General features: G+C 67.3%; 8 protein-coding genes. All 8 read right to left on the bottom strand.

What is annotated here, in order from left to right:
- Positions 1-92: 92 nt before the first annotated feature.
- The gene (locus tag K7W41_RS10025; RefSeq protein ID WP_224607540.1) at positions 93-2,168 is read right to left on the bottom strand and encodes a C39 family peptidase; all 2,076 of its coding nucleotides are present in this window, start codon (positions 2,166-2,168) and stop codon (positions 93-95) included.
- Positions 2,169-2,304: 136 nt separating this feature from the next.
- A complete protein-coding gene (locus K7W41_RS10020) occupies positions 2,305-4,083 on the bottom strand; it encodes a VgrG-related protein (RefSeq protein WP_224607537.1) in 1,779 nt (592 codons plus the stop codon).
- 3 nt (positions 4,084-4,086) lie between these two features.
- The gene (locus K7W41_RS10015) at positions 4,087-4,725 is read right to left on the bottom strand and encodes a CIS tube protein (RefSeq protein ID WP_224607534.1); all 639 of its coding nucleotides are present in this window, start codon (positions 4,723-4,725) and stop codon (positions 4,087-4,089) included.
- Between the two features lie 21 nt (positions 4,726-4,746).
- Positions 4,747-9,612 (bottom strand): serine/threonine protein kinase, encoded by a 4,866-nt coding sequence (locus tag K7W41_RS10010; RefSeq protein WP_224607531.1) that lies wholly within the window; start codon positions 9,610-9,612, stop codon positions 4,747-4,749.
- Entirely contained in the window at positions 9,609-10,571 is a 963-nt protein-coding gene (locus tag K7W41_RS10005; protein WP_224607528.1) for an FHA domain-containing protein, read from the bottom strand. Before K7W41_RS10005 ends, K7W41_RS10010 begins: the two co-directional genes overlap by 4 nt.
- A complete protein-coding gene (locus K7W41_RS10000; RefSeq protein WP_224607526.1) occupies positions 10,571-12,673 on the bottom strand; it encodes a putative baseplate assembly protein in 2,103 nt (700 codons plus the stop codon). Before K7W41_RS10000 ends, K7W41_RS10005 begins: the two co-directional genes overlap by 1 nt.
- Before the next feature lie 32 nt (positions 12,674-12,705).
- Complete coding sequence (locus tag K7W41_RS09995; RefSeq protein ID WP_224607522.1) at positions 12,706-13,119, bottom strand: GPW/gp25 family protein; 414 nt, start codon at positions 13,117-13,119, stop codon at positions 12,706-12,708.
- 46 nt (positions 13,120-13,165) lie between these two features.
- On the bottom strand, positions 13,166-13,990 hold the full coding sequence (locus K7W41_RS09990; RefSeq protein ID WP_224607520.1) for a DUF4255 domain-containing protein: 825 nt from the start codon (positions 13,988-13,990) through the stop codon (positions 13,166-13,168).
- Between the last annotated feature and the right edge of the window lie 243 nt (positions 13,991-14,233).

Raw genomic sequence — 14,233 nt, 5'->3', positions numbered from 1 at the left:
GACCGGAGGGAGAGGGAAAAAATACGGATTTCCGGGAATTGGAGGAACATCCAGTTCTTTCCTGGATGTTCCGGAGATGGACGGAATCCGTATCACTTCTTCTTCACCGCCGCAATCCACAGCATGTCGTGTTCGGCCACGCTGGCCCAGGACCAGACGGTATCGTTGCCGCTCTTGGTGCCATCGTGCTTGTACTGGCCGTCTTTGTCCTTGGCGGCCAGGCCCGTGTTTTTCTTCAGCACCGACTTGCCATACGGGTCATCCACGATCAGGCCCTGCTCATTCATGCCCTGCAAGCGCACGATATGCCCGTTGATGCTCATCATCACGGCCTCGCCCTCTTCCAGGTGCTTGCGCACGGTGCTTTCCCAGAACTTCCGGTCGCGGCGGGGCGGAATGGTGTCGTGCGAGGCGCCCATCAGCGCCAGCACCTTGCCCCAGCCTTCCATGGTGGTGCGGTGGAAGCGCTGGTACGAGCCCTGGCGAGCCTTTTTGGGCGAGAGGCCCGCCGCCAGCAGTTCCTGGTAACGGGCGTCCACGTATTTGCGCCGCAGGTCCTCCAGGTAATCCTCGAACTGGGGAAAATCCTCGGGGTTGGGGTTCTCAATGCCCAGCTGCTCCAGCACCATCGCCGCGCTGGTGAGGTTGCACATAACCCCGCCAATGCGGGCGTTGGGGCGGTCGCCGTCCACCGCACGCCCCAGGCTCTCGTTGTTGCGCTGCGAATGGTGCGGGGTCTTTTCCTGCAGGATCAGGTACAGTTCGGCCCGCTGCGACTGGGGCTGCAGCTTGATCAGTTCCCGCGCCACCCGGATCTGCTGTGCGGTGTACTGCGGGGTGTCCTCGGTGAGTTTCATCAGCTGGTCCAGGGCGTCGGGTTCGCCCACCGGCTCCTCTTCCTCACGGAGTTCCACCGCTGGGGGCTTGGGCAGCACGGGCGCGGGGATGGGCGTCCGCTCGGCCGGGTCCAGGCTGAACAGCGGCAGGCCGTTGTCGTGTCCTGCGTCGTACACGTAAAACAGCTGGGTTTTGCCGTCAAACTTGCGCCGGGTGGGCTTCAGGTGCCGGCTGCGTTCATCCAGGTTCGCCTTGAAATTGGCCGTGAAACGCCCGCGCACCGTGTCGGCCGCTTCGGCCGGCGTGTTGTGACCGTCCTGGTCGGCGTCCATCGGGTTCTGACGGTAGGCGGCGCTGCCCTCGCTGACCCAGACGTCCTTTTCGGCGTACTTGGCGCTGCCGCCCAGGTGCCCCATGTAGACCTCTTCCAGCGAGGTGGTGCGCCCAGCGGCCTTGGCCTTTTTGTCCACCCCATGCATGTGCAGCTGCAAGTGGATTTCCACGTAGGCCAGCTGCTGGGTGGCGCTCAGGGCGGTCAGGTCCTGGGTGGTGTCCAGCGGCTTCAGGGTGAGCTTGTGCCGGGCAATAAAGGCGTTGATGTCCTTGAGTGCGTCCTTCCCAATCTGCCCCAGCCCCTTGTACTGCGTCTTGCGGTCCTTGTTGCTGGTGGGGTCCAGGTTGCTTTCCAGATTCAAGAAGGCCAGCACGACCTCCGGCGTGGTGTTCACCGCAGCGGCCACCTGCCGCAGCCGGGGCAGAAAGCCGGGCTCGCGCAGGGCCGGCAGGTCGGGCAGCGCGCCCGTGCGGGGGCCGCTGGCGGTCTGGTTTCCCCCTGCCGCCGCGGGTGCTGACGCCGGCTTGGCCGCCGGTTTTGGCCGGGACGCGGCGCCCAAGCGGGTGAAGGTGAAGTTCTCCAGCGAGAACTTGCGGTTCTTGAATTCGCTCACTTCGGGCGTGCCCCCGCGCAGCGAGCCCACGAAGCGGGCGCCGTTCTGCGTGCCGTGCAGACTGAACGTATCGTCACCCTGCAGCCGGCCGGCCAGCGGCCAGTTCTGCCCGCGCGCCTTGCCCTTGGGCTGCACCGCGTAGTGGCCGCTCAGCTGCCCGTCCGCCGCGCGGCTGAGGTGCAGGTGCAGGGTCAGCTGGCCGTTGTCGTGCCGGAAGTCCCTTGTCCAGGTCTGACCGCGCCCAAGGCCCCCCGGTTGGGGCGAGGCCGCCCTGGGCTGGCCCCAGCCCAGGGCGGCCAGCACGCTGTCGGCCAGATCTTCGGCCTTCTGTTCCAGGGTGTCCAGAAGGCCGGGCGGACGTTTTTGCAAGTTGGCCTGTGTCATGAAGGCTCCTGAGGAAACGGGCGCGGGGAGGGGCAGCAGTGAACGGGTGGGCCTCTATTTTGCCGCGAGGCGGGCCTGGGCACAGCGGGCCAGGGTTCAGCAAGCCTTGGGGGGAAAGGGGCCTGGGCGAGGCCCCTCAGTTCAGGTTGATCATCACGCCGCGCACGTCCACGTTGCCGCCGCCGCCGTCAATGCTGATGCCCATGCGGGCCTTCAGTTCCAGCTTGCCCGTGCTGGTGATCGTCACCGTGTTGCTGCGCGTGTTCAGCAGCACTTCGTTGCCGTTCTTGTCGCGCAGAATCACCTGGGGGCCGCTGCCTTCAGTCAGCGTGAGGCGGTGGCCGTCCTTGGAGCGCAGTTCGACAAAGGGCTTTTTCTTGTCGTCGTTCAGCTCTAGGGCGTGGTTCTTGCTGCTCTGCAGGGTAATTTTGGGCGGATCGGGGGCGTCGGGGTCGTCGTAAATGAACTCATGGCCCAGGCGGGTGCGGTAGACGCGCTGAATTACCTTGCCGTTCTTGACCACCTTGTTCACCGGGCGCGGCGGGCTGTCTTTGCCGTTCCACAGACCCCCAATCACGTAGGGGTGGTGGATGTCACCGTGCTCAAAGCCCACCAGCACCTCGTCGTTCACTTCCGGCGTGTGGTGCGAGCCCCGGTTGGGGCCGTTGCCCAGGCCCGCCACGCGCGCCCAGTCGGTCTCGTCGTCCTCGGTCAGGGCGGGCAGCTTCAGCTTCACGCGGCCCTGATTTTCCGGGTCGTTGTTGTTGGTCACCACGCCGATCATCAGGCCCGGCACCGGGGTATACGGGGCGTCGGCGCCCGCGCCACTGCTGGCGGCCCGCAGCAGGCTGCCCAGCGAATCCGGGCGGCTGCCAGTCACGCTGAATTCGGTGCTGTAGCCCTCGCCGTTACGGTAGACATGGCGCACATTGCTGGCAATGTACTTGCCGCTAAAGCGCCGGCCCACATTCTTGATTTCCAGGGTGGTGCCGGCCGTCAGGCGCGGGTAACCGGCGGTGACGCCCCGCGCTTCCAGCAGGTGTTCGGCCACCACGTTGCGCTGGGCCTGGGCAATGGCCGCCGCGTAGCCCTGGTCGCGCACAATCAGGGTGCTGGAGGTGGCGGGCGCTTTCATGTTGAACGCCTGCTGGGCTACACCCTCACTTTTCGTGCGCTCGGCCACCTCGGCCTTGCCCTTGCCGCTGGTGGCCTGCCCCACCACACTGCGCTTCTGCTTGGGATCCCAGGAGCGCACGGTGCTCTGGCTGGTCTGCTGCAGGCTGGTCAGGCGCGGCAGAAACTCCGAGAGGTTGTCGCCCCAGGTCAGCTCAATACGGTCCTGGCCGCGCACCGGCTCGCAGTGCAGGGTGGTGCCGTCGGCGTACAGGATCATGCCCAGGCGCGAGACCCGCTCGCGCAGAAAGGCCAGATTGGTCTGGTTGTGCTGCAAGACGTAAGGGTGCACCACGCTGCTGCCTTCGGTCTTGGCGGTCATGCCCGCCTCGCCGGCCAGCTTTTTCACGAGGTCCAGGTCGCTGATGTTCTGAAACGACCGGGTGTGGGTGCCGCGCGCCAAGCGGTGCAGGCGGTCGAAGGCGCGCAGGCGCAGCTGCTGGGTGGATTTGGTGTAGCGCGGCTCAATCTCCACCAGTTCGCCGTCGAACAGCGTTTCCTTGTGGTCCTTGACCTGCGAAATGATCTTGATGCGGGCGCCCAGCTTGAAGCGCTCGTCATCGACCAGCATGCCCTCAATGTCGCGCAGGGTGACGGTGGCCACATCCGGGAGCTGCAGGCTGCTGTCCACCGTGATTTCGTGAATCACCTCGAACAGTTCCTGGTCCATGTCCCGGCCATCCACATTCATGTAGAGGCTGCTGACTGACCCTTCCAGAGGGTCGCGCACAGTGCGGGTCATGCCTTAGCCCTTCCCGAACGTGGTGCGGCGCAGGTCGCCGGAAAAGCCCCGGTCGGCCGCCGCGTTGCGAATCCCCTGACTGACATGGGTGGCCTTGGGCCCCTGCGCATTGGGGCCGTAAAAGGCCGTGCTGCGGTCGGCCTGCTCGAAGGTCACCTTGATGATCGAGCGCACGGGCGTTCCGTCCGGCATAAACAGCGTGAACTGCTGCTCCATATCCTTGATCACGGCCTCAAAGTGCCAGGTGCTTCCCCACTGGAACAGCACCTTGGGCGGCCGGAGCTTTTTCAGCCCCGAGCCCTTGGCGGTTTCCGTCGTGGAGGGATCCATCTGGGTCATGGCCCACAGGCGGTCGGTGTGTTTGCGCACGTCTTCGACGACGCCCGGCTGACTGCGGAAAGCGTAGGTGTCAAAGAACAGTTCCAGCGTCAACTTGGCGGGTGAGCCGCCCGCGTACACCTTGTTGCCGGTGTCGGTGTTGTCGTTGCTGGCGGTTTTCCATTCCAGGGTGCGGGAAATGGAGTACTCGCGGGGGTTGAACATACACGGAATGGGTTTGTCGTACTTGCGACTCTTTCCATCGCCTTCAACGGGCACGATCCGCGCACGCGCGAACTGGCCTCCTGAACCGTTTGCCGTCATAGGGTCACCTCCGGTGTGAAATTAGCGGCAGTCCTGGGGGGGTGGGGTGTTGGGACGGTAGGCGCACCAGCGTTCACTTTCACCTCGGAAGGTGTAGGTCCCTGTCATCGTCTTGCGCCCAGTGTTAATCGTCAAGATCAACTTGAACTCGCCGAGTTGCGGCGAACTGGCGGTGAGGGTATTGCCCGTGAAGGTGATGTCCAGCGGCACGTTGGCCAGGGCTTCATTCTCGCCCACGAAGGTGCCGCTGGCCCGGCGGCCCTCAACGCCAGAGATGGTCAGGGTGCCCAGGGGGTGGTTCCACAGCCCCGCCAGATCGGCGTACGAGCTGCTGCTGGCCGTCACATTCACGGTGGTGGTGCTGCGTAGGGTGCTTCCACTGGTCGTCGTGGCCACCAGGGTGTAGGTGGTCGTCTGGGTGGGCGTCACCCGCACGCTGTCAATGCCCTTGAAGGTACCTTCCACGCCCTCAATCCGCACGCTGCTGATGCCCACGCTGCGCCAGCTGAGGGAGGTCGAGGACCCGGCCTTGACCGTTCGGGGGGTGGCGATAAAGGAGGTGACGCGCGGGGCCACGCCGCTGCCACTGGATGAGGGCGGCGGAGGCGGTGGATTCACCCCTGGGCCTGGGTTCTGCTGCCCGCCCTGCGTGGGGGGCGTACTGATGCGGGCATTCACAACCACCGAGACACTCTTCTGCTGATTTCCAGCAGTCAGCACGAAACTTGTGGTCTTGTTCAGCTGCACGGTGGCGCTGCCCTGCGGTTTCCAGAGGCCGCCCGGCAGGTTGCCCACCAAGTTGGTGATGCGCACGGCGCTGGCGTTGCTCACGTCCCAGCTGAGGGTCACCTTGCCCGGCGCGCTCAGCGAGGTGCTTGAGGCCTTGAAGCTGTTGATCCGGGGCAAGGGCGCGGGCTTGACCGTGATGGTCTGGCTCTGTGTGCTCTCGCCCGCGCGCAGCACGAAGGTGCGGGTGACACTCACCGGCACCGAGGTGCGGCCCCTGGCCGGCCACGACCCGTCGCTGTTGGGGCCGCGCACGCCGTCAATACGGACGCTGGAGGCGTTCTTCACGTCCCAGCTGAGCACCGCCGTGCCCGAGCCCGTCACCTGCCGGGGCTGCACGTCAAAGCTGCTGATGACCACCTGCGGCAGCTTGACGTTCACCGTCTGCGTGCGCTGCTGGGCACCGACGCTCAGCACGAAGGTGCGGGTTTTCGCCACCGTGACGGTGGTTTCGCCCTTGGCCGGCCACTTGCCCGCCAGAGGCCCAGGCACACCGGCAATCCGCACGGCGCTGGCATTCGCCACGTCCCACTTGAGGGTCACGGGGCCTGGCGCCTGCAGGCTGGTGCTGGACACGCTGAAGTCGCGGATCTCGACTGGACGGGGCTTGACCACGACCTTGCGCTCCAGCTTGTACAGTTTGCCGTTGCGCAGCGGCAGAATCAGGGTGTACACGCGCGTCTTGTTCAGCTTCTCATCGGTTTCGCTGCCCTGAGCATCAAATTTTCCGTTAATAGGCCCTTTCAGGGGAGAAATAGTGGCCGCGTTCCAGCCTGGGGCGTTCCAGGTCAGCGTCACGTCGCCTTCACCCAGAATCTCTTTGGGCTCGGCCGTGAAGGTGATTTTCTGAAGATTGGCCTTTTCTTTCTCCTGGGCTTCTTTTTCGCGACGCGCTTCTTCTTCTTTGCGCTTTTTCTCCGCCTCCGCCTCCGCCCTGGCCTGCTCATCCACGTACTCAACCTGTACCTGCTTACTCACCGGCACCTGATCGCCGGCCTCGTTGCGGGCGGTGAGCGTCACAGTGAAGCCGCTCGACTTGTCAGGCACAGGCTTGATGGTGCTGCCTTCCGGGCCGCTGTCTTCAGCCCCTTCACCATAGTTGACGTTCACGCCGCTGGCGTTCTTCGTTTTCCAGGTAATCGTGATCTGCTCGTTGGACTTCACTGGGTTGGGCGACACCGTGAACAGGGTAAATTCCGGCTTGGGCAGCGTGATTTCCAGGCGGGCGTTGGCGCTCTTGGTGAGGTTGCCGCCGCCCACCGCCGTCACGGTGTAGGTGGTGCTGTCTTTGGGCGTCACGGTGCGCTTGCCCTTGGCGGGCACCGTGCCCAGGCCGTCAATCGTGACGGTCGTGGCGTTGCGAATATCCCAGGTCAGCACGGCGCTCTGGCCCTTCTGGATTTCGGTCGGCTTGATCTCAAAGGTTTCAACTTCTGGCCCCAGCACGCTCACGCTGCGGCTGTCGCTTTCCTTCTCGGTGCCATTCTTGGCACTCAGGGTGATGTTCAGGTCCTTGTCGGGGATGAACGAGCGCTTGCCCTCAGCCGGCACCTTGCCTAGTTCGGTGATGGTCACTTCCTCGGCGTTGCGCACCTTCCAGGTCACCGTGACCTTCTGGTTGCCCGCCACCCGGGCCGGCGACACGTCAAATTTCTCAATCACTGGGCGGTCAAAGCGCGACTGCACCACCTCGGCCCTCTCGGCGCGGCGGCCAATCAGGGAGCGGGCCACCAGGGTGTAGCGCTGGTCCTTGGTGATGCCTTTTTTCACCTGGAAGGTGCCGTCGGGCGGCAGGTTCTGGCCCTCGGCGCCCAGTTCCAGAATGCTCACGCGGCGGGCGTTGCTGGTGTCCCAGCGCAGGGTGAAGGGCTGTCCTGGGCGCACGGCGGTGTCACTGCCATTCAGGGCAAACTGGGTGATCTGGGGCGGCCGGGTCAGCCACCAGATCAGAATGCCCAGCAGCAACAGCAGAATGGGAATCAGCCACAGCGGAATCAGGGGGTTGTGGTGCAGGGTGGCGCGCGCCTGCGTCATCAGGTGGCCGCTGTCGTCCTCGTCCACCGGCACGCTGTACAGGTCCACCCGCATCTCGTGCTGCGAGGAGGTGCCCACCCAGCGCAGGGGCACGCGCACCTTCAGCGTTTCTTCCTGGGTCTGGCCGGGTTCCAGTTCCAGCAGGGCCGGCAGGCCCTCCAGGCGAATGCGCCCCTGGCCGCCCACCAGCCGCTGGGCCGCCATCAACGCGGCGTGGCGGGCCTGCTGGGTGGCCTGCCGGGCGGCCTCATGGGCCATCAGCGTGGGGTCAATGCCCCGGCCGGTCATCATGGTGGGCTGCGGAATGTTGGCGTTCAGCAGGTCCTGCGGGCGCGGCACCGCCAGCATCTGCCCTTCGTGGTCCAGCAGCTTGGTCAGCGCGTCCTGGCGGGTGTTGCCCTTGTTCTCCACGCGCAGGGTGTAGGTGGTGTGGCGCCACGTGCGGCGCACCGGGGGCAGCAGGGTGGCGACCAGGTCATGAAAGGGCGTGACCTCGATGGTCATGGGCGCCTCGCCGTATTCGGCGGGGTTCTCGCGCGAGCGGGCGCGCACCTTGACCTCGTAGGTGCCGGCGCGGCTGCGGCTGTCGCGCGGGGCCAGCAGCGTCAGGCTGGTCTGGCCCTGCATGCCGGGATTCAGCTGCACCTCGCCGTGGGCGTCCTGCACCCACTCGGGCGGAATGCCTTCCAGGCTCACGCGGAAGTGGTCCACCGTGCGCCCGGTGTTCGCCAGCCCAATGTCCAGCACATACGGAGTGCCCGGCGAGAGCTTGATGCTGGTGCGCTCGGGGCTCACCACGATGCGGGGGCGCACGGCCGCCGCCTGCGGTTCCAGCAGCACCAGCCAGTAGGGCCGCAGGTACAGCGGCGTGCGGGTGGGCCAGCGCAGCCGGGTCATGGGGGTCAGGGGCAGCCCGTCCATGACCGTGCCGTTGGTGGCCGTCAGTTCGGTGACGTGCGCCTGGCCGCCGCTGAATTCCACGTTCAGGTGGTGGCGACTAACCCCCACATGTTCGAGCACCACCGCGTTGTCCGGCGCGCGGCCAATGGTCAGGGTGGGCGCGGTAATCGGCTGGGCACGCACCAGTTCATGACGCTCACTGAACACCAGCAGTTGCAGCTCTGGGCCGGGCGTCACAGTGTCCAGGCGGGGCGGCGGCGGCAGCACCGGCAGGGCCGACAGGCGCAGCGTGGGCTCGGGGCCGCCGGGCATCAGCGCGTTCAGGACCTCCTGCAGCGCGGCTTCCAGGGCCTGGGCGTGCGCGTAGCGGTCCTCGGGGTCCTTGGCCAGACAGGTCAGGACAATCTCTTCCAGCGCCCCCGGCATGTCAGGGCGCAGGCGGCTGGGCTGGCGCGGCGCCACATGCTGGTGCTTTTCCAGGGCCTCGGCGGCGTCCCGGATCTCGAAGGGCACCATGCCGGTCAGCAGTTCGTACAGAATCAGGCCCAGGGCGTACAGGTCGGTGCGCAGTTCGTTGCGCACGCCCCGGCACTGCTCGGGGCTCATGTACGCCAGGGCGTTCACCACCGCGCGGTCGTGGGTGCCGTAGCTGCCCGCGCGCAGCTCCGCCAGCCCGAAGTCGCTGAGCTGCGTCACATACCCCGTGTGGCCCAGCAGCGCCCGCCCGGGTTGCAGAATCAGGTTTTCCGGCTTCAGGTTGCCGTGCATCAGGCCGTGGCCGTGGGCGTGGGCGAGGCCCGCAGCCGCCTGCCGCACCAGTTCCACCGCCGTCACGATGGGCAGCGGTTGGGCGGCGCGCGCTTGACCCTGCAGCAGCTGGCGGGCGCTGCCCTGGCGGCCCAGTTCCATGGCGTAAAAGGCGCGGTGGTCGCGCTGCTGCAGCGCTTCGGTGGGCAGGATGTGGGCGTGGCGCAGCGAGGAGACTTTCAGCAGCAGCCGCTCCAGCTGCATGATCAGGAACGACTGGCCGCTGCTGGCGTCGTCCAGAATGCGCAGCGCGACTTCGCGGCCCTCGTCAAGGTCGGTGGCGGCATGGACAGGGCCCAGCCAGCCCCCGCCCAGCAGGCGGCCCAGTTGGTAGTGGTGGAAGATCTTGGTCTCTGTCATGCGCGGGGTCCTGTGTCGGGGGCCTCAACGGGCTGGAGGCCAGGGTCAGCGGGGGGGGCGGCAGTGGCCGGGGCCTCCACAAACTCTACGGTGACCCGCACGTGCGCCGGGGCATGGGTGAAGATGAACTGCGTGATGGCCTCGCGGCTGGCGGTGTCCTCGCCGTCTGGCGAGTCCAGCAGTTGCACGGTCAGGGTGTGGGGCTGGGCGGTGTCTTCGCGCAGCACCGGGGTTAGGCCGTACACCGTTTCCAGGGCGCGGCTCAGGCCGTAGCGGGTGCCGCGCCAGCGGTAGAGGGTCACGGCCTCGCGCATCCAGGCGCGCTGGCGGCCCTCCGGCCAGTGGGGGTCCAGGGGCAGCCCCAGCCAGCCGGCCATCCAGCCCAGCACCTGCGGCGGCGCCACCCGGGGGTCAAAGTGCAGCTCGATGCTGTCCTGGCGCCGCTGCAGCGGCTCCCACATCGCCTCGAAGATCTTCAGGTAACGCCCCAGGAATTCGGACTCCTGAAAAAAGGGCGGCAGGAACTCGGTGTACAGCGCCAGCCCGTCGTGGGGCGGGCGCTCGGCCGTGAAGGTGGGCAGCGGCGGGCGGGCCGGGCGCGCGGCCAGTTCGCCCTGCACGTCCACGCGGCCAGCCGGGCGCGCGGCCTCGGCGGTGACCGACGGGTCAGCCAGAAAGGCCAGGGTAAAGGGGCCAATCTGAATTTCGTCGCCCTGTTCCAGGCGGTGGGGCTGGTTGGGCGAGAGGCGGTGCCCGTTGACAAAGGTCACGCCCTCGCCGCCCGTCAGGTCGGTCAGCAGCAGGGCGCCCACCTCGGCAGTGATTTCCGCGTGGCGGATGGCCACGCTGGGATCGCGCAGGGGCAGGCCGTTGTCAGGGGTGCGGCCAATGGACAGCTGACGGCTGAGGGTCAGCACCCTCAGCACCTCGCCGCGCACGCGGACCTGCAGCTGGGCCATCAGTGGTCCACCCGCACGTGGTGCACGTCCGACACGATCAGGGCCTGCGGGGGCAGGGGCAGGCTGCCGGTAATGGTCTCGCGCGTTTCCGGCTGGCCGGGTTCGGTGAGGACCACCTGCACGTCTTCCGCCACCTCCACGCCGGGCACCGCGCGCAGCAGGCCGTACAGTTCGCTGATGCTGAGCGTGCGGCCAAAGGGCCAGCCCTTGCCGTCGGGGCCGCCCGTGAAGGGGTTCAGGTAGCCGTACAGCGCCTGCATGGCGCGGCGGCGCACGTCCTCGCGCACCGGGCGGCTGGCGCCGGCGCCCGCGCGCAGGGTGGCGGTCACACTCACCCACACGTACTGCGGCGCGCGCAGGTCCAGGGTGGTGCCCACCGGGCGGCGCAGGTCCAGCTCTTCCTGCACCGCGCCGCGCAGTTCGGCGCTCAGGGTCAGGCGCTCGGGGGCAATGCGGCCGGTCAGGGGGGCCAGGGGATCGGTGCTCACATCGTCCAGGCCAATCAGGTCGTCAAACGACACGTCTGGCAGCAGGGCCAGCGTCACCTGCCCGGCCGGCACCGTCAGGGCGCGGATCTGCCCGGGGTAGGTCTGACCGGGCACCGCCATGTTGGGGGTCACGCAGCGCGCGCGCGCCACGCCGGGCACCTGGGCGGCCAGCAACTCGTAGTCATCGGCCGTCACGGCGCGGTTGCGCAGGCGCAGCAGGTAGGGCACGCGCTGCACGGCGTCTTCCAGCAGCTGGCCGTTGCGCCCGCCCGCCGCCGGGGCGTGGTTGGTCACGCGGGCCACGTAGGGCACGCTGGATTTCAGCACGCTCAGGGCGCGCGCCGGCACGTTCCCGCCCGCGCCGCCGCCGTACTGGTAGCGTCGCATGCGGATGGTGGCGCCCTGCGGCGGCACCGCGCCGAAGCGGTACACGCTGCCGTCGGCCTGCAGGATGCTGGGCCCAAAGGCCACCTCGCCCGTGGTGGCGTCCAGCGTGAAGTGCCGGTCCTCGGGGGCGGAGGTCGAGAAGTCCGGCACTGGCGTGTACAGGTGAATGTCGCCCTCGGCGGTCACCACTTCCAGCACGTCCCGCTCGGGGTCCAGGTGCAGCACCGGCTCGTGCAGCAGCCGGAAGCGCTGGCCCGGGGTGCCGTTGCTCTGGCCCAGCAGTTCGTTCTGCACGATGGTCGCGTGCCGCGCGGGCACCGTGATGCCCCGGGCGTCCACCAGCAGCGTCTCCAGGTCGGGGCTCACCTTGTAGCCCGCGTGCATCTGCTCATTGGTTAGGCGGCAGCGCAGCCAGTAGCCGTGCTGGTCGAAGAAGGTGCCCTCGCGCATGGTGGGCAGGCGCAGGATCAGTTCGCCGGACACGTTGAAGGCCTGGGTGCCGTCGTACTCCACCTCGCAGGTGGCCCAGCGGCTGACCCCGCCCTGCCACGCCTCCCACACATACGGCGGATGATTGGGGTTGACCCCAGCGCCCCCGGCGAGCTCCACGCCGAAGGTGAGCGCCACCACGTGCTCGCTGTGGTCGCCCTCCAGCTGGATAAACAGGGCGTCCCCGGGACGCGGCTGCGGCTGGAAGATGGGAAAACGGTAGCCCGGCAGCCCCAGGTGGGCGAGGTCGTGGCGGGTGGCGTCACCGTGGCCCTCGCCGCCCTGCCCTTCGGTGTCCAGCCGCACCTGCGCCAGCGTGTTGGCGGTGTACAGCCCGCGCAGCGTGGGCGGCCGGATCAGCCCGGCGCGCTCGGTGGAGAACACAATCGCCTCGTTCACCTCGGTGCGCAGGGTGGCAATCTCGGTGCCCGCCGCAATGCTCAGGGGGGTGTCCTGCGGCGCGCTGAGGTAAAAGGTGACCGGCGCCCCGGCCGCACGCGGCGGCGCGAGCTGCACGCCGATCATCTCCAGAAAGGCGATCAGCAGCTTGTCCGGGACCTGATTGACCCGGTAGAGGAGCAGGTCCGTCATCCAGGCGAACACTTCCAGAATCGCCATGCCGGGGTCAGAGGCGTTGTGGTCGGTCCATTCGGGGCAGAACTGCGGAATGAGCCGGCGCGCCTCGTCCATGATGTCGTCGAAGCGGCGGTCGTCCAGGTTGACGGTGGGTAGGGGCAAGGCAGGGTCTCCGAAAAAGCGAGGGAAGGGGCTTAGGGGGTGCGGTAGAAGGGAAACACCAGCGAGCGCGGTTCCGGGGTCCCCTTGAGGCGGTAGAGCAGCTCCACGATGATGCGCGAGCTGTCGGCCGGGTCCAGGCGGGCCTGAACGTCTTCGACTTCGATGCGGGGCTCCCACATTCTGAGGGCTTCGTCCACGTAGTACGAGGCCAGACCCAGGGTGGTGGCGTCACCGGGCGCAAACACCAGTTCGTGAATGCGGCAGCCGTATTCCGGCCGCATCACGCGCTGGCCACGCGCGGTCATCAGGAGGGTCAGGATGGCCTGGGTCACGGCGCGCTCGCCGGACACCATGCTCAGCTGCCCGCGCGCGTTCACGCCCACGGGAAAAGCCACGCCCGTGCCCAGCACGTCGGCCGCCGGGGTCAGAGAAGACGGTTTGGTCATGCGGAAACTCCCAAAGCGCAGGGGAACACGGCCGCACTGTACCGGGTCATGCGTCCTCCAGTACACGAGGTTGCGCCTGCGGGCTGTGGGGCGCCAGACTCAGCTGCCGCCCGTCCAGGGTCAGGATGTCCAGGCGGCCCACCGCCTCGCGGGGGGTGTCCAGGTGCACCACCCCGCCCGCGTCGGTAAAGCCGCGCGCGCCGCCGTCGGTCCGCACCAGGGCGTCGGCAAGCGGCGCGCCCGTGTCGTCACGCAGCTGCCAGCTGGAGCGGCGCCGCACGCTAACGGGCGGCGCCTGCCGGTCCAGACCCGCGTGGAAGGCCAGGTCGCGTTCCAGCACCAGCGGCGACAGGGCCGTGACATTCAGGTCCAGCGGCACGGTTACGGTGTAGTTGAGGTGAGGCCGCACCGGCTGACCCAGGCTGGAAAACACGCTCTGGATGCCTTCCGCGGGGCCCACGGTGCCCAGAATGCCCAGCTGCAGGCGCTTGGCGTCTTCGGGCAGGTAGGCCTCGTCCCACTCGCCCTGGCGCATCAGGGCGGCGAGCACCCGCCACAGCACGTTCCACTCATCGCGGCCCAGTTCGTCCAGTTGCGACTTGAAAAACACCGTCACCAGAAAACGCAGGTCTATGCGCCGGGCGGCCAGGGTGCGCTGCACGCCGCCGCGCACCGGCATCTGGTTGAACTCCATGGAGCGCAACCCCGCATTTTCACGCAGGTCGTGCATAAAGAAGTTCAGGGTGGGCCGGGTCAGGCCCGAGACCCAGGCCGAGGTGGGGGCCGCAAACCGGATGTCAATGGCGTCGCGGGGCAGGGCCGCTTCGGTGTACACCAGTTCCTTCAGCGCCTGCTGAATGTCAGCAATCATGGGCTGGCTCCTGGCATCTGGCAGCCCTGATCCCAGCAACGAACCAGTCTTGTGAAGTTTGTCATGGCGTTCTTACGTCCTGAAACGGTACATCTGGGAGCTTGGATGGCCTGCACGGCGTGAGTGACTGGTCAGTATAAACCCCTCCTCCGCCGCTCGTCTGCTGACTTGCGGTTTACATGTGCGCTCAGTTCTGCCATGGTGGAAGCCTCGGTGTTTTGCGCACGCCGGCCCCTTCCGGGT

Origin of the sequence: Deinococcus multiflagellatus, assembly GCF_020166415.1 — a bacterium.
Classification (GTDB): Bacteria; Deinococcota; Deinococci; order Deinococcales; family Deinococcaceae; genus Deinococcus; species Deinococcus multiflagellatus.
Note: the sequence above shows the minus strand (reverse complement) of the source record. Positions and strands in the feature narration are given on the sequence as shown.

Bases quoted from the DNA above. Each gene is read 5' to 3' on its own strand.
- K7W41_RS10005 (WP_224607528.1), bottom strand. From the start codon at position 10,571: ATGGCCCAGCTGCAGGTCCGCGTGCGCGGCGAGGTGCTGAGGGTGCTG.
- K7W41_RS09990 (WP_224607520.1), bottom strand. From the start codon at position 13,990: ATGATTGCTGACATTCAGCAGGCGCTGAAGGAACTGGTGTACACCGAA.
- K7W41_RS10010 (WP_224607531.1), bottom strand. From the start codon at position 9,612: ATGACAGAGACCAAGATCTTCCACCACTACCAACTGGGCCGCCTGCTG.
- K7W41_RS10020 (WP_224607537.1), bottom strand. From the start codon at position 4,083: ATGACCCGCACTGTGCGCGACCCTCTGGAAGGGTCAGTCAGCAGCCTC.
- K7W41_RS09995 (WP_224607522.1), bottom strand. From the start codon at position 13,119: ATGACCAAACCGTCTTCTCTGACCCCGGCGGCCGACGTGCTGGGCACG.
- K7W41_RS10015 (WP_224607534.1), bottom strand. From the start codon at position 4,725: ATGACGGCAAACGGTTCAGGAGGCCAGTTCGCGCGTGCGCGGATCGTG.
- K7W41_RS10025 (WP_224607540.1), bottom strand. From the start codon at position 2,168: ATGACACAGGCCAACTTGCAAAAACGTCCGCCCGGCCTTCTGGACACC.